General features: G+C 36.4%; 14 protein-coding genes. 11 read left to right on the top strand and 3 right to left on the bottom strand.

What is annotated here, in order from left to right; translation table 11 throughout:
• Nucleotides 1-2: 2 nt before the first annotated feature.
• Nucleotides 3-2,855: a DNA polymerase I gene (gene polA / locus FEZ18_RS05530; protein ID WP_153267386.1), complete on the bottom strand. Its 2,853-nt coding sequence runs from the start codon at nt 2,853-2,855 to the stop codon at nt 3-5.
• Nucleotides 2,856-3,313: 458 nt separating this feature from the next.
• Between polA and FEZ18_RS05525 the strand changes: the two genes are divergently transcribed.
• Both FEZ18_RS05525 and FEZ18_RS05520 read left to right on the top strand, forming a co-directional pair.
• Nucleotides 3,314-3,757, top strand: coding sequence for a retropepsin-like aspartic protease (locus tag FEZ18_RS05525; RefSeq protein WP_153267385.1), 444 nt, complete (start codon nt 3,314-3,316; stop codon nt 3,755-3,757).
• Nucleotides 3,758-3,797: 40 nt separating this feature from the next.
• Entirely contained in the window at nt 3,798-4,433 is a 636-nt protein-coding gene (locus tag FEZ18_RS05520) for a response regulator (RefSeq protein ID WP_153267384.1), read from the top strand.
• A 519-nt stretch (nt 4,434-4,952) separates the two neighbouring features.
• On the opposite strand, the gene odhB is transcribed toward FEZ18_RS05520, so the two are convergent.
• A complete protein-coding gene (odhB, locus tag FEZ18_RS05515; protein ID WP_153267383.1) occupies nt 4,953-6,164 on the bottom strand; it encodes a 2-oxoglutarate dehydrogenase complex dihydrolipoyllysine-residue succinyltransferase in 1,212 nt (403 codons plus the stop codon).
• 36 nt (nt 6,165-6,200) lie between these two features.
• Nucleotides 6,201-8,945, bottom strand: coding sequence for a 2-oxoglutarate dehydrogenase E1 component (locus FEZ18_RS05510; RefSeq protein WP_153267382.1), 2,745 nt, complete (start codon nt 8,943-8,945; stop codon nt 6,201-6,203).
• A gap of 119 nt (nt 8,946-9,064) precedes the next feature.
• On the opposite strand from FEZ18_RS05510, the gene FEZ18_RS05505 reads away from it, so the two are divergent.
• From FEZ18_RS05505 to FEZ18_RS05465, 9 genes are all read left to right on the top strand, one after another.
• Nucleotides 9,065-9,598 carry an alpha-ketoglutarate decarboxylase gene (locus FEZ18_RS05505; RefSeq protein ID WP_194269520.1) on the top strand — a complete coding sequence of 178 codons (534 nt, stop codon included), beginning with the start codon at nt 9,065-9,067 and terminating at the stop codon, nt 9,596-9,598.
• 187 nt (nt 9,599-9,785) lie between these two features.
• The gene (locus FEZ18_RS05500) at nt 9,786-10,286 is read left to right on the top strand and encodes a c-type cytochrome (RefSeq protein WP_153267381.1); all 501 of its coding nucleotides are present in this window, start codon (nt 9,786-9,788) and stop codon (nt 10,284-10,286) included.
• Nucleotides 10,287-10,317: 31 nt separating this feature from the next.
• Nucleotides 10,318-10,893 carry a fasciclin domain-containing protein gene (locus tag FEZ18_RS05495; protein ID WP_153267380.1) on the top strand — a complete coding sequence of 192 codons (576 nt, stop codon included), beginning with the start codon at nt 10,318-10,320 and terminating at the stop codon, nt 10,891-10,893.
• A gap of 28 nt (nt 10,894-10,921) precedes the next feature.
• Nucleotides 10,922-12,883 carry a Sec-dependent nitrous-oxide reductase gene (gene nosZ, locus FEZ18_RS05490; RefSeq protein WP_153267379.1) on the top strand — a complete coding sequence of 654 codons (1,962 nt, stop codon included), beginning with the start codon at nt 10,922-10,924 and terminating at the stop codon, nt 12,881-12,883.
• A gap of 160 nt (nt 12,884-13,043) precedes the next feature.
• Complete coding sequence (locus FEZ18_RS05485; protein WP_153267378.1) at nt 13,044-13,664, top strand: hypothetical protein; 621 nt, start codon at nt 13,044-13,046, stop codon at nt 13,662-13,664.
• Nucleotides 13,665-13,696: 32 nt separating this feature from the next.
• Complete coding sequence (locus FEZ18_RS05480; protein ID WP_228122886.1) at nt 13,697-14,173, top strand: nitrous oxide reductase accessory protein NosL; 477 nt, start codon at nt 13,697-13,699, stop codon at nt 14,171-14,173.
• A gap of 4 nt (nt 14,174-14,177) precedes the next feature.
• Nucleotides 14,178-15,413 carry a nitrous oxide reductase family maturation protein NosD gene (locus tag FEZ18_RS05475; RefSeq protein WP_153267377.1) on the top strand — a complete coding sequence of 412 codons (1,236 nt, stop codon included), beginning with the start codon at nt 14,178-14,180 and terminating at the stop codon, nt 15,411-15,413.
• Entirely contained in the window at nt 15,407-16,114 is a 708-nt protein-coding gene (locus tag FEZ18_RS05470; RefSeq protein WP_153267376.1) for an ABC transporter ATP-binding protein, read from the top strand. The genes FEZ18_RS05475 and FEZ18_RS05470 overlap by 7 nt, the downstream gene beginning before the upstream one ends.
• Nucleotides 16,107-16,889, top strand: coding sequence for an ABC transporter permease (locus FEZ18_RS05465; RefSeq protein WP_153267375.1), 783 nt, complete (start codon nt 16,107-16,109; stop codon nt 16,887-16,889). The genes FEZ18_RS05470 and FEZ18_RS05465 overlap by 8 nt, the downstream gene beginning before the upstream one ends.
• Nucleotides 16,890-16,902 lie beyond the last annotated feature (13 nt).

The following is a 16,902-nucleotide window of genomic DNA, read 5'->3' as shown; positions in this document are numbered from 1 at the left end:
TTTTAATGCGCCTCCAACCAATTATCACCAACATCCATTTCAACATCCAAAGGTACTTCGAGGGTATAAGCTTGCTCCATTTCGGTTTTAATCAAGGTTTTCATGTCTTCAAGTTCTGGTTTAAAGATGTCGAAAACCAATTCATCATGCACTTGTAAGAGCATTTTAGATTTGTATTGGCCAGCTTCTAGCTTTTCGTGAATTTTAATCATGGCAACCTTAATAATATCGGCGGCACTACCTTGTATGGGTGCATTTATGGCATTTCGTTCTGCACCGCTGCGCACCACAGCATTACGAGAATTAATATCTTTTAAATAACGGCGTCGCCCTAAAACAGTTTGCACATAACCATGATCGCGAGCAAAATCCACCTGCCTAGTCATATAGGCTTTTAGTTTTGGGTAGGTTTCGTAGTAGGTATCGATCAACTCTTTGGCTTCACCACGCGATAAATTCGTTTGATTGCTTAATCCAAATGCCGATACGCCATAAATAATTCCGAAATTAACAGTTTTGGCATTAGCACGTTGTTCTCTGGTGACTTCGGCAAGCGGTACGTTAAATACTTTCGATGCGGTGGAGGCATGAATATCTTCCCCATTATTAAAGGCTTCAATCATGGTCTCCTCTTGACTTAAAGCGGCAATAATGCGCAGTTCTATTTGCGAATAATCGGCAGCCAATAAGGTGTAATCGTCATTACGCGGGATAAAGGCTTTTCTAACTTGGCGACCACGTTCGGTACGTATTGGTATATTCTGTAAATTGGGATTATTACTACTTAATCGGCCAGTAGCTGCAACAGCTTGCATATACTCGGTATGAACACGGCCTGTACTAGGTTCAACTTGCAGCGGTAAAGCATCAACATAGGTGCTTTTTAGTTTGGCAAGGCCTCGATATTCTAAAATATCTCGAATAATGGCATGGTCTTTTGCTAAAAACGATAAAATATCTTCGCCAGTAGCATATTGCCCTGTTTTGGTTTTTTTAGGGTTGTCAACTAATTTAAGTTTTTCAAACAGAATAATACCCAATTGTTTTGGTGAAGCAATATTAAACGCTTCACCTGCAACCTCATAAATTTGCTTTTCAAGCGTAGCGATGTCGTTATTGAGGTCTTCCGATAAGGAATTTAAAAACTCCGTATCTAAATTAATACCTTCCAATTCCATAGCCGCTAAAACGCGCAATAATGGGATTTCAATCTCATCGAACAATTTCTGTGTATTGGCTTCGCCTAATTCTTTTTCAAAATGTTCTTTAAGTTGCAAGGTAATATCGGCATCTTCAACCGCATATTCGGTTAGTTTCTCTAAAGGCACTTCGCGCATCGAGAGTTGGTTTTTACCTTTTTTGCCAATCAGTTCGGTTATCGAAATGGGCGCATAATTCAAATACGTTTCGGCAAGCACGTCCATATTGTGCCGCATATCTGGATTTATTAAATAATGCGCCAACATGGTATCGAATAATTTGCCTTTTACATCCACATTATATTTTGCTAAAACCTTAAGGTCGTATTTTAAATTCTGACCCACTTTTTCAATGGTTTCACTTTCAAAAAAGGGTCTAAATTGCTCAATAAGTTCTTGGGCTTCGGTTTTATCTTCTGGAAAAGGCACATAAAAGCCCTTGCCAACTTCCCAAGAAAAGGCAATCCCAACCAACTCGGCCGTTATGGGGTTTAAGCCTGTGGTCTCGGTATCGAAACACACGGTGGTTTGCTTCATGAGGTTGTCTAAAAACAATTTTGTGGCAAATCCAGGGGCTACACTTTGGTAAAAATGCGGGGCGGTTTCAGAGGTGTTTCTAGTGTTGCTTGTTTGCGCTTCCGCGGAATTATCTTCTGCTCCAAACAAACTAAATTGTCCAGCTCCAGCCGATTTCACTTCACTCGGTGTGGCTTTTGTTGGCGTGCCTTCTGAAGCTTTTTCGGTAGCATTTCCAGCTTGAGGTGTTACCGCCTCAGCAGAAAATGTTTTCGTGAAATTATCGATTAAACGTCTAAATTCTAATTCCTGGAAAATCTCGGTAACTTTCGGAATATCGGGTTGGTCTAATTCAAAATCTTTAGCGTTAAACGTAACCGGAACATCCAGCATAATGGTGGCTAATTTTTTAGACAGCATACCCAATTCTGCATTGGCTTCAATTTTCTCTTTCATTTTACCTTTTAGCTCGTGTGTATTCGCTAAAAGATTTTCCATACTGCCGTATTGCGCTAAAAACTTTTTCGCCGTTTTTTCGCCAACACCAGGTAAACCAGGAATATTATCGGATGCATCGCCCATCATACCCAAAAAATCAATCACTTGTAAAGGGTCTGTAACTTCAAATTTTTTCTGCACTTCTGGAATGCCCCAAGTTTCGTATCCGCCACCAAAAACGGGGCGATACATAAAGATATTTTCTGAAACCAGTTGAGCAAAATCCTTGTCTGGCGTAACCATAAACGTTTGGTAGCCTTCTTTTTCGGCTTGTTTGGCTAGTGTGCCAATAACATCATCGGCCTCGTAACCCGTTTTTACCATAATAGGAATGTGCATGGCTTTTAAAATATCTTGAATTATGGGAACAGCAATTTTTATGGCTTCTGGCGTTTCATCTCTATTGGCTTTGTAGGATTCAAAAATTTCTACCCGATCGGAGCTACCACCTTTATCAAAACAGACGGCGAGATGCTCAGGTCGTTCGCGTTTTATAACATCTAAAAGCGAATTCATAAACCCCATAATTGCCGAGGTATCCAAGCCTTTCGAATTAATTCTTGGGTTTTTTATAAAGGCATAATAGCCACGAAAAATTAATGCATAGGCATCAACTAAAAAGACACGTTTGTTATCAGACATTTTCTTGTTTTTTTGAAGTTTATAAAACTACAAAAACTTATGCTTTAAACAGAAATTAATTGGATTTCTATTTGCAATTTTCATGAGAAGTGTCCGCTTCAAGAGCTCGCTTTGTTGAGACCAAAAGTATTAAGTGTAACCATTATAAATATATAGGGGCTATCGTGTGTAAAAACCTTTTTTATTTTGGGGAAGCCTATTCAACTGCGATATTTTAGAAATCAGACTGTAGAAAGAGAGAAAAAGGCGATGTGCGGTTGGTGGAATTTGTAAAAACCAGGGCATTTTGCGATTGAAAAAGGATGGGCTTTTAAGTCAAAATCAAGTTTTATAGCCTAAAAGTAAGGCACAATAGTATTTATTCGAGATTTAAATTATTTGAATAGGTATTAAATTGTATTTTTAAGTTCAAAAAGGCAGAATAGTTTAAAAGAAACACGAATTTATCATCATAAAATATGAGTCAAACATTGCAGGAGTTTTTGCTCGATAGAGATTATACTAAAGTAAAACTAAAGCTTACCAAAACCAATCATTTTGAAGTAAAAGCAACCATTAATGGGGTAAAAGGTCTTTTTATCTTAGATACAGGAGCTTCTAATTCTTGTGTTGGTTTTGAGGCGGTGGAAACCTTTAATCTCTTTGCCGAAGATTCTCTAATTAAGGCCGCTGGTGCAGGCGCTATTGACATGGACACCCAAATGTCTAAAAAGAACAAATTAAAAATTGGAAAATGGAAAAACGATAAAGTGGTTTTAGTGTTATTTAATTTGTCGCATGTTAATACCGCTTTAATTAGTCATAACGCAAAACCTGTTGATGGTATTATTGGTGCCGATATATTAAAAAAAGGAAAAGCTATTATTGATTACGATAAGAAATATTTGTACTTAAAACTTTAATGTATTTTTTAATAGTAAAACGAGTTAAAATAACTAGATAATGACAAGTAATAGCATTGTTATAGCAGACGACCACCCGCTTATGCTTAGGGGGTTGTCTGATTTTTTAATCTCTAAAGGATTTAATGTTGTCGGTAAAGCTCAAGATGGTAATGTTGCCTATAATCTTATCGTGAAGTTAAAACCTAAAATTGCCATTTTAGATATTAGAATGCCATACAAAACGGGATTAGAAATTGCCGAAGCTTGCCAGAAAAACAATCTGGACACTAAAATAATTTTAATAACATTCGACAAAGAAGAAGACATTTATGATAAAGCCGTTGCGCTTGGTGTTTATGGTTATATTTTAAAAGAGTTTGCTATTGAAGAGATTGAAACGTGCATCGCACATGTTGTAAAGAACAAATCTTATTTTAGTGAAGAAATAGCCTCCTATTTAAGTCGTACTAATTTAGAAAACAAACCCAAAGGCCTAGAGCTTTTAAGTAAGTCTGAACTCAAAATTCTAAAACTTATTGCAGAAAATAAAACCAGTAAAGCTATTGCCAACGAGTTAAGTGTTTCTGTGAGAACGGTAGAAAAGCATCGCAGTAATATGGTAGCCAAATTGGGTTTAGATAAAAAACCAACTTCACTTTCCGTTTGGGCCAGTTTAAACCGAAATTTTTTATAGTCTTTAAAACATGGGCTTATGCTAGTAGACCCTTAAAATAGATTTCGCTCTTACTACAAATTAGTTGTTATACCAGTTTCATTTTAAAATGTCGTATGGATAATTTGGTATGATACCCTTAAAAGAGCTCTAAGTTGTTATGATTTAGAGCTTTCTTCAATTATAAGACTATGCGAAAGTGAAAAAAATACGTAGAACTACGTATTTCAGGTAAACAAGCTATAACATATCTTTATAGAGCTGTTAATAGAGTGATTTTTTCCTGAAATAATTTCCATCACAGCACCTAAATCATAGAAATACCTACAAGTAAAACCGTTATTTATATGTATGCCATGGAAAATGAAAATGTGCTTCAAAAATATGTTATCATGGGGATAATTATTCTAGCTTTTATTACGGTATCCCTTAATATTATGGTGACTTTTTTTATGTTTAATTAGATCATTAAAAAAAGCGAATAAAAAAAGCGAGCTACCTAAAATGGTTTAGCTCACTTTTTTCAAATCATATTAGTTTTTATAACTCCAATGCTTTTTTAATATCATCGTTCATTAACAGTTCTATAGGGTTTTCTAATGCTTCTTTTATGGCTACTAAAAATCCAACAGACTCTTTACCGTCAATAATTCTATGATCGTAAGATAAGGCGACGTACATAATTGGTCGTATAACAACCTGACCATCTACGGCCACTGGACGCTCTACAATATTATGCATGCCTAGAATAGCACTTTGTGGCGGATTAATAATTGGTGTAGACAACATGCTGCCAAACACCCCGCCGTTAGAAATTGTAAAGGTGCCCCCTGTCATTTCATCTACAGTTATTTGACCGTCGCGCGCGCGAATAGCCAAGCGTTTCACCTCAGATTCTACCCCTCTAAAACTCAAGTTTTCTGCATTTCGCATCACGGGTACCATAAGACCTTTTGGTCCTGAAACGGCAATACTTATATCGCAAAAATCATAAGAAATCATGTCTTTCCCATCAATCATAGAGTTCACTGCTGGATACATTTTTAAGGCACGAACTACGGCCAATGTAAAAAAGCTCATGAATCCTAAACTAACCCCATGTTTTGCTTTAAAGGTTTCTTTATACTCGGTTCTAAGCGCAAAAATTGGCGACATATCTACCTCGTTAAATGTGGTTAGCATAGCTGTGGTGTTTTTAGCCTCAACCAAACGTTCTGCTACTTTTCTGCGTAACATAGACATTTTACTTCGAGAACTGCCACGGTTGCCACCGGTTGGTGTACCCATACTTGGTACGGCGTTTAAAGCATCGCTTTTGGTTATTCTGCCATCTTTTCCTGTGCCAGAGACTGTTGCGGTATCCACACCTTTTTCGGCTAAAATCTTTTTAGCTGCCGGACTTGCAGTACCTGTCGCGTAGGTTTTAGTCTCGGTTGCTGTTGGCTTTGGGGCTTCTGCTTTTGGTTTTTCTTCCTTTTTTTCCTCTTTTTTAGGCGAGTCGCCTTCAGGTTTTGCTGCACTGGTGTCGATTAGGCACACTACGGCACCTACTGCCACGGCATCACCTTCTTCCGCTTTAAGCGTAATAATCCCACTAACTTCGGCAGGTAGTTCTAGGGTAGCTTTATCACTATCTACCTCTGCAATAGCCTGGTCTTTTTCTACATAATCGCCATCTTCAACTAACCAGGTGGCTATTTCTACTTCTGTAATGGATTCCCCTGGCGAGGGTACTTTCATTTCTAAAATCATACTTTATAATTTTAATTGTATGTTATAATTATCTTATCAATTTTCAATATTAAACACGGCATTAATAACGCGTTGTTGTCTCCTTTTATCTCGAGCACTCGAGCCCGGTGCAGGAACAGAGTTATAGGGTCTAGAACAAACCTCTAATGTTACTAAATTCATGCGTTGCATCATATAGCTCCAAGCTCCCATGTTTTGAGGTTCTTCTTGAGCCCAAACGTAATTTTCAACGTTTGGATAACGCTTAATCACGTTCTCAATTTTTTCTAAATGCAGTGGGAATAATTGTTCTATTCTTACCAATGCAATGTCTTTGGTTCCTAGCTTCTCTCTTTCGGCTAATAAATCATAGTAAAATTTACCAGAACAGAATACTAGTTTTTTAATGTTTTTAGGGTTTAGTGTGTCGTCAATAACTTCTTCAAACTGCCCTGTTTCTAGATCTTTTAATGAAGAAACCGCTTTAGGGTGACGCAGCAAGCTTTTTGGAGTAAAGACGATAAGTGGTTTTCTAAAATCACGTTTCATTTGTCGGCGTAACAGATGGAAAAAGTTGGCCGGCGTGGTACAGTTTGTAACCACCATATTATCGTCGCCACACAGTTGTAAGTACCGTTCTATTCTAGCCGAGGAATGCTCTGATCCCTGACCTTCGTAGCCATGAGGTAATAATACAACGATACCATTTTGTGATTTCCATTTATCTTCAGCAGCCGATAAATATTGGTCGAAAATAATTTGTGCCCCGTTGCTAAAATCGCCAAACTGGGCTTCCCAAATGGTTAAGGTATTAGGGTTTGCCATTGCATAACCATAGTCGAAACCTAATACCGCATATTCAGATAATAATGAATTGTAAATATCCATTTTACCTTTATTATTAGGGTTTATGTTTAGCAAATTAATGCGCTCTTCAGAAATGGTGTCTTTTAAAATAGCATGACGATGACTAAACGTACCGCGTTCTACATCTTGTCCAGAAATGCGAATATTAAAACCTTCTTCTAACAAACTTCCATAAGCTAAAGTCTCTGCCATACCCCAATCGAGTCTATCGGTTTCAAAAACCATTTTTGCCCGACCTTCTAAAATACGCTCGGTTTTTCGTAAAAACTTAACACCTTTGGGTACAGTAGATACGACTTTAGAGATGTGCTCTAAGCGGTCTTTAGGATATTTTGTGTCTTCTGGCTCAAGCAAAGCCTCTAATCCTTTGCGTTGGAACGCCGCCCAGCGTTCTTGCATAAAGGGTCTAACTATAGAGGCCTCTTCTTGTTTAGATTTTTCGTACTCACTTTCTAAGGTGTCTCTAAAATCTGCTACTATTTTATCTAAATAGGCTTTGTCTATGGTGTTTTCTGCTAAAAGTTTGTCAGAGTAAATTTTAAACGGGTTAGGGTGTTTTGCTATATTTTTATAGAGTTGAGGTTGCGTAAACCTTGGTTCGTCACCTTCGTTATGGCCGTATTTTCTATAGCCTAATAAGTCGATATAAACATCTTTTTTATAGCGCATTCTGTATTCTAAAGCCATTTCTACGGCGTGTACAACGGCTTCGGCATCATCGGCATTAACATGTAGAACGGGCGATAGGGTGACTTTTGCAATGTCGGTACAATAAGTACTTGATCGTGCGTCTAAATAATTGGTTGTGAAACCTATTTGATTGTTTACTACTATATGTATGGTGCCCCCTGTTTTGTAACCTTTTAGTCGGCTCATTTGGGCGACTTCGTATACAATGCCTTGGCCCGCAATGGCAGCATCACCATGCACTACTATTGGTATTATTTTAGAATTATCGCCGTTATAATCGGTGTCTATTTTTGCCCTTGTAATACCTTCGGCAACCGATGCTACCGTTTCAAGATGAGAAGGGTTAGGTACTAAATTCATCTTGATATTCTTTCCGTTTTGGTAAGTTTTATCAAGGGTTAATCCTAAATGGTATTTTACATCACCATCAATATATTCATCTTCAAAATCTTTACCATCAAATTCACTAAAGAGTTCTTTTAAAGGTTTTCTAAAAATGTTTACAAGCGTGCTTAATCGACCACGATGCGCCATTCCTATAACACATTCTTTAACACCATATTTTTCTACAGAGTAAAAAAGCACATTACTTAAGGCCGGTATCAAAGATTCGCCACCTTCAAGAGAAAATCGTTTTTGGCCTACGTATTTGGTTTGCAGAAAATTCTCGAAGGAAACCGCTTGATTGAGTTTTGAGAGTATATATTTTTTGGTATCGGCCGAGAAATTAGGCTGATTTTCGTTTTTATTTAATTGTTCTTGCCACCATTTTATAACTTCTGGATTGCGTAAATACATGTATTCTACACCTATAGAACTACAGTATACTTTTTCTAAATGCGCAACAATCTCGCGCAAGGTTGCTGCTCCAATACCTAGATTTTCTCCAGCATTAAAAACCGTGTCTAAATCACTTTCAGCGAGATTAAAATTCTTAATATCAAGTGTAGGTGCGTATTTACGGCGAGCTCTAACAGGGTTTGTTTTGGTAAACAAGTGCCCTCGCATTCGGTAACCGTCAATAAGTCTTACCACCTGAAATTCCTTTAAAACGTGTTCTGGGATTTGTGTAGTTTCCGTTTGGATTGTCTCGGGTTCTAGACCGTAACTTTGAGATCCAAAATCATAACCTTGAAAAAAAGCTCTCCAACTAGGCTCGACGGTATCGGGGTGTTGTAAATATTGGTCGTATAAATCGGCGAAATAGGCCGAATGTGCTGCGTTTAAAAATGAAAATTTATCCATTAAGTCAAATTAATATAGTGAAAGATTGATTAAACACTTTTCAAAAATACGACATTTACCAAAAAAAGAAGTTTCTTTTGTTATATTTATCATGAATTACTAGAAATTTAAAAATAAGTATGACTTTATCTCTAAATATAAGACAAATTGTTAAGGTTTTATTTTTTGTGTTCTCGGTTAGCCTCGCAGTCGCACAACAAAAACCACAACAGACAAACGATTTTTGGGATCATGTAAGGTTTGGTGGAGGTATTGGTTTAAGCTTTGGTGATGCTTATTTTAGTGGGACAGTAGCTCCTAGTGCCATTTATCAATTCGATTCAAATTTTGCCTTAGGCTTGGGGTTTAACGCCACATTTAACAAGCAAAAGAATGCGTATAAATCTACCATACTGGGCGGTAGTGTACTGGGCTTATTTAATGTGATAAATGAATTACAGCTCTCTACCGAATTTGAGAATCTTCACGTTAACAGGCGCTATGATATTAATTTAAATTTGGAGCGGGATACCTATTGGGTACCGGCTTTGTTTTTTGGAGCGGGATACAGAAGCGGCAACATCACTTTTGGTGTGCGATACGATGTGTTGTACGATAAGAGCAAGAGTATTTATGCCGATGCTTGGGCGCCTTTCTTTAGGGTGTATTTTTAACTTAAAAAGATTGTGGGATTTAGTTTGTTTTGGTGTAATTAGTTGATGTTCTTTTGGTTAAAAACACAAGGGGTCTATTGAAAATAAAATAGGACTAATATGTCTTTTTTATGATAAATATCATGTTTTTGCGTATCTTTAAGCATTATATTTGTTATATAAAAATGTAATTAAACTTCAGAACTAGATGAAAACACTACTAAAATTAACGACCGTTTTATTCGTAACATTACTTTTAAGTTGCGGGGGTAAGGAAGAAAAAAAAGAAGAAGGATTCACATATCAAAAGAAAGCTCCGGCAGAGAAATCTGTGACGAAAAAAACAGATAAAGTGCCGCCTTCTAAAAGAGTAGATTTAACAACCAAAGGTGTAGGGCCTATTACCTCAGTAACCTTAGATGTAGAAATAAATTCTGCCATGGCTGCCAAAGGTGCCGAGGTGTTCAAAACCATGTGTACCGCTTGCCACAGACCAGATAAAAAGTTTATTGGACCCGCTCCCAAAGGTATTATGGAAAGACGTACCCCAGAATGGATAATGAACATGATCTTAGATCCTGAAGGTATGGTTAAAAACGACCCATTAGCTAAAGAATTATTAATTGAGTTTAATGGCTCGCCAATGGCAAACCAAAACCTTACTGAGGAAGAAGCTCGTGCTATTTTAGAATATTATAGAACGCTTTAATATTTCTAATTCAAATAAAAACCACTATTCTATGAAAACTTTAAAATTTCTATTTTTTGGGTTTGCTTGTTTAACATTGATTTTTTCCTGCAAAAATGTAGAAAAAGAAGAAACATCGACGCCCAATACTGAACAAACCGAAAAGGAGTCTCCAGAAAGAACAGGTCAGGCTTTTATTGAAGATGATGGCTCTACACCTAATGTGCTGCAAATTGCAATAGGCTCTGAAGACCACACAACTTTAGTTGCTGCGGTTCAAGCTGCACAATTAGAAAACGCCTTAGTTAATGCAGGGCCCTTAATGGTTTTTGCACCAACAAACGAGGCTTTTGCTGCATTGCCTGAAGGAACTGTTGAAAACTTATTAAAACCTGAGAATAAAGCGGCTTTGGCCAATATTTTAAAGTTCCATGTAACGCCGGGGAACTATTCTAAAGACTTTTTAAAGAGATTTAAAAAACTAGGACAAGCAAATAATGCTTATGTACAAGTTGAAGTGATAGACGATGAACCCATTATTGGAGGGGCAAAAATTATAGCGAGTATACCTGCAGGAAACGGTGTGGTGCACGTTATTGATAAAGTATTACTACCTCCTACCGAATAACAAAAACACTAATCTAAACTAAATAAAAATGAAGAATATATTAAAATCAACCTTATTTTTAGGCCTTCTTGTAGCATTTACAAGTTGTAATAACTCTGGGAAATCTGGAGGAAACGGAGCCTTATCAAATAATATAGCCGAAAAAGTATATGTAGCCCCAGGCGAGCACGACTCCCATTATGCCTTTATCTCTGGCGGATACAGTGGTAACCTTACGGTTTACGGCTTGCCATCTGGAAGAATGTTTAAAGAAATCCCAGTATTTTCACAGTTTCCAACAAACGGATATGGGTATTCTGAAGAAACCAAGCCAATGTTAGAAACTTCTTATGGTTTTATACCTTGGGACGATTCGCATCACCCAGACATTTCTCAAACTAATGGCGAATTAGATGGGCGTTGGGTTTTTATTAACGGAAACAATACACCACGTATCGCTAGAGTTAGTTTAAGATCGTTTGAAACAGAGGAAATTATTGAAGTACCTAATAGTGCAGGTAATCACAGTTCTTCTTTTATTACAGAAAACACCGAGTACGTTGTGGCGGGAACGCGTTTTTCTGTACCCGTACCACAAAGAGACATGCCTATTAAAGACTACAAAGGGAATTTTAAAGGGGCTTTAACTTTTATCTCTGTAGATCCAGAACATGGGCATATGGATATTAAGTTTCAAGTGTTAATGCCAGGTTTTAATTACGACTTGTCACACCCTGGACGTGGGAAATCTCATGGGTGGTTCTTCTTTACCACCTATAATACAGAAGAAGCAAACACCTTATTAGAGGTTAATGCCTCTCAAAACGATAAAGATTTTATTGCAGCCATTAACTGGAAAAAAATTGAAGAATATGTAAATAATGGCGGTGGTACTATGATGCCTGCAAATTATGCACATAACTTACTTGATGAAGCTACTCACATTGTAACTTCTACAATGAAAAAGGAAGTAAGGGTTGTAAATCCTTCAGAAGTTCCTGGAGCCGTATATTTACTGCCAACACCAAAATCACCTCACGGTTGTGATGTCGATCCTTCTGGAGAATACATTGTTGGTAATGGAAAATTATCGGCGAACTTAACGGTTCATTCCTTTACTAAAATGCTTGATGCTATAGAGAACGAGAAATTTGCTGGTGATGCTTACGGCATACCAATTTTAAATTTTGAAGATGTTTTAGCAGGCTCTGTAGAGCAACCAGGATTAGGCCCTTTACATACCGAGTTTGATGGTAAAGGTAATGCCTATACAACCTTCTTTATTTCTTCAGAAGTTGTAAAATGGAAGTTGGGAACTTGGGAAGTTATCGATAGGAAACCAACGTACTATTCTGTAGGACACTTGACAATTCCTGGAGGAAACTCAAGAAAACCTTTTGGCAAATACATGTTTGCTATGAACAAAATCACCAAAGATCGCTATTTACCAGTAGGGCCAGAAATGGAGCACTCGGCGCAGTTATATGATATTTCTGGAGATAAAATGGAGTTGCTTTTAGATTTTCCAACCCATGGTGAACCACATTACGCCGCAGCTATTCCAGCCGAAATAATCAAAGAAAATTCGCTGAAATTTTATAAGCTAGCCGATAACAAACACCCGCACAAAGCGACAAACGAAGGTGAAACTAAAGTGGTTAGAGATGGTAAAAACGTACATGTTTACATGACTTTAATACGCAGTCACTTTGCACCAGATAATATTGAGGGTGTAAAAGTAGGAGACAAGGTTTACTTTCACATCACTAATTTAGAGCAAGATTTTGATGTGCCACACGGGTTTGCTATAATTGGCGCTAATAATGCAGAATTATTAATAGCTCCAGGACAAACAAGAACGTTAACTTGGGAGCCAAAGCAAGTTGGTGTATGGCCATTTTATTGTACAGATTTCTGCTCTGCGCTACACCAAGAAATGCAAGGCTATGTGCGTGTGTCTCCAAAAGATTCTAACATCGAATTATCTTGGTCTTTAGGTGACGATATATAATAAGTTCTCAGACAAATACAAATAGGGAAATTTTGTTTTAGTGTTTATTTTCCCAATATAAGGCGAGAGTAGATTTATCGCTCTCGCCTTACTATTTGTATGATTATAAACCGCTTCATACAGAATCCTTATAAAAATTTCACAAAAAACATTTAGTACCATGAAAAAGGCTAGCATTATAATGATTATAGGCTCGTTACTGTTATTAGGACTTTTTAAATTTCCTTTGTGGAATATCATGCTTGGTGCACCACAATATCCAGAACCATTAGGAATGAATATTTATATAGATGGTATTGAGGGTGTAGAAGAATTTGATTTGCAGAATATCGACGGCCTTAACCACTACATAGGTATGAAAACCATACCTAAACCAGACGAAATGTGGGAATTCTCAGTGTTTCCTAAGGTTGTTTTAACCATGGTGATATTGGGCGTAATTATTGGTATATTTGGTTATCTTGAAAAAATAAATTACAAATTGTTTTTAGGATGGTTTCTATTAATGTCCGTTTTAGGTATATTAGGTATGTACGATTTTAATAATTGGTTAATCGATTACGGTAGTAATCTAGATCCTAATGCCATAATAAAAATCACCAATCCCGACGGCACACCAATGTCCTATAAACCGCCTTTATTAGGTTTTCAAAAATTATTAAACTTTGATGTTACTTCTTTACCTCATATAGGAGGATACCTGATGTTTATCGGGATGTTTTTAACCCTTATTGCTTTTTGGATGGGCAGAAAAGCAAGCCTAAGGCAAACAAAAGCATAATTATACAATTATTTATAAAAGTTCTAAAAATCATGCAAAAAATACATTATTATTTTAAAACAATAAAGACTACATTAATTATGAAAGGTATAAGTCTAATGGTTTTGGTGTTCTTACTTTTTAGTTGCGAGGTGGCTCCAAAAAAGATAAATTATGGTAGTGATACTTGTTATTTTTGTAAAATGACTATTGTCGATAAAGTTCATGCCGCTCAAATTGTAACTAAAAAAGGTAAAGTTTATATGTTTGATGCCACAGAATGCATGATTAATTTTATGGATGAATTCGATACTTCGGAAATCGCCTTATACCTATCCAATAACTATACAGAGCCAGAAGCCCTTATTGATGCGACAAAAGCTACCTTTTTAATTAGCGAAAACATTCCTAGTCCTATGGGAGCATTCCTATCTGCCTTTAAAAACAAAGCTGAGGCTGAAAAGTTTCAAGCAGAAAAAGGCGGCCAATTATACAGTTGGGAAACCTTGCTTGTAAAATTCAAGGATTAGATAAATGAAACATCTATTCGTTTTTTTAGCAGTTGTTTTATTAACGAACACCACCTTTGCTCAAAGCATAGAAGTGTGTAAAACCTGTCCCATTTCAACTTTAAAAGAAGGTATTGCGCAAGCCAAAGATTTCGATACCATCGTGGTAAAAAAAGGCACTTACAAAGAGCATAATGTTATTGTAAATAAGCCCTTAACGATCATTGGTAAAAATTATCCTGTAATAGATGGGGAGTCTCAAGGCGAAATTATTACGGTTATTTCAGATCATGTTACGGTCGACGGTCTATTCATAATAAATGTTGGTAATAGTTACACCTCAGATTACGCCGCCATTCGGGTAAAAAACAGTAAAAACTTCCTCATTCAAAATCTAGTGTTAGAAAAACTATTTTTTGGTATTTACATAGAAAAATCTAGAGACGGAAAAGTCTTTCATAATAAAATAATTGGCGATGCTGTAGAAGAGTATAATTCGGGCAACGGCATACAGCTGTGGTACAGTAAAAATGTTGAAATTGAACATAATTTTGTACAGCATGTTAGAGATGGTATTTATTTAGAGTTTTCAGATTTTTGTACCATTAAAAACAACGTCAGCTCTTTAAATGTGCGTTACGGTTTGCACTTTATGTTCTCAAACGATGATGTATACCAAGACAATGTATTTGAAAATAATGGCGCCGGAGTGGCCGTGATGTTTTCAAAACGAATCGAAATGTACAACAACATTTTTAAAGAAAATTGGGGAACCGCTTCTTACGGCCTGTTATTAAAAGAAATTAACGATGGCGAAATTGAAGGGAATACCTTTACAAATAACACCATTGGTATTAACGTAGAAGGTTCTAACCGCATTAATTACAAAAAGAACACTTTTGAGAATAATGGCTGGGCCATTAAAGTAAAAGGAGCATGCTATACCAACATATTTACAGAAAACAACTTTTTGTATAATTCCTTCGATGTGGCCTATAATAGCAAGGTTAACGATAATGAATTCGATAAAAACTATTGGAGCAGTTATACGGGTTACGACCTTGATAAAGACGGTATTGGAGACATCCCTTACCGTCCCGTAAAACTCTTTTCTTACATTGTAAACCGTACACCAGAGACTATTATTTTACTGCGCAGTATGTTTATAGATATTATTGATTTTTCTGAAAAAGTATCGCCAGTTTTCACTCCAGACGATTTATTGGATAACAACCCACAAATGAAAAAGCTAACATGGTAATTATTGAAAATTTACACAAAAAATTTGGCAAAAATCAAGTGCTAAGTGGATTAGATTTAACTATAAATAAAGGCGGCATTTTTGCCGTTCTCGGTCCAAATGGTTCGGGAAAAACCACGCTAATAAAATCTATTTTAGGTATGGTGATTCCAAATAAAGGTCATATTTCTGTACTTGGTGACGACATAAAGAAAAATTCAGATTATAGATATAAAATTGATTACTTACCACAAATCGCTAACTTTCCTAGTAATTTAAAGGTGAAAGAATTAATCAAAATGATTAAGGATTTACGTAAAAACACCGATGAAGACGAGCGTTTAATAAAGCTTTTTAGATTGGAACCTTTTCTAGATAAAAAACTAGGCAACCTCTCTGGAGGCACAAAACAAAAGGTAAACTTGGTATTAACCTTTATGTTCGATAGTCCATTAATTATTTTAGATGAACCAACAACGGGTTTGGATCCCATTTCGCTCATCCGATTAAAAGATTTAATTCAAGCCGAAAAAGCCAAGGGGAAAACCATCTTGATTACATCGCACATTATGAGTTTTGTTGAAGAAGTTGCAGACGAAATCGTGTTTTTATTAGAAGGTAAAATTTACTTTAAAGGCACGATTTTAGAACTGAAAAACAAGACCAATCAACCCGATTTCGAACATGCCATAGCATCAATACTTACAGAAAATCATGCTTAAAATATTAAAATATAGTTTCTACGATTTAATGCGTAGCCGTTGGAGTTACGTCTATTTTGCTTTTTATTTATTGCTTGGTATCTCGCTCTTGTTTTTAAACAATGATTTATCTAAAGCTGTGATTACCTTAATGAATGTCATTATCGTTTTAGTGCCTTTAATTGGCACCATTTTTGGTGTGATGTACTACTACGATTCCAAAGAATTTACCGAGTTACTACTCGCGCAACCCTTAAAGCGATCGTCCATATTTTTAGGCCAGTATTTAGGTGTCGCGTTATCGCTTTCCATGAGTTTAATTTTGGGTTTAGGCATTCCGTTTGCACTTTATGGTTTGTTTGAAAGCAGTGCGATTTGGGATTTTTCGTTACTCCTAATTACAGGTACATTTTTAACACTAATATTTACAGCTTTGGCTTTTAATATTGCCTTATCTAACGAAAATAAAATTAAAGGATTTGGTTACGCTATCTTATTGTGGCTGTTTTTAGCAATTATTTACGACGGTTTGTTTTTAATGACTTTAGTGATGTTTGACGATTACCCGTTAGATAAACTATCGTTAATTGGTACCATGCTAAATCCTATCGATTTATCAAGAACACTTATTCTTTTAAAATTAGATATTTCGGCATTACTAGGTTATACAGGAGCGGTTTTTAAACAGTTTTTCGGAACAGATTTCGGATTAATCGTATCTGTTATGATGCTAACAGTTTGGGTAATTTTACCAGTGACAAGAATTGTATTTAAATCAAAAAAGAAAGATTTTTAATTCGTTATCCTGA

The sequence above is a fragment of the Oceanihabitans sp. IOP_32 genome (assembly GCF_009498295.1).
Classification (GTDB): domain Bacteria; phylum Bacteroidota; class Bacteroidia; order Flavobacteriales; family Flavobacteriaceae; genus Wocania; species Wocania indica.
Note: the sequence above shows the minus strand (reverse complement) of the source record. Positions and strands in the feature narration are given on the sequence as shown.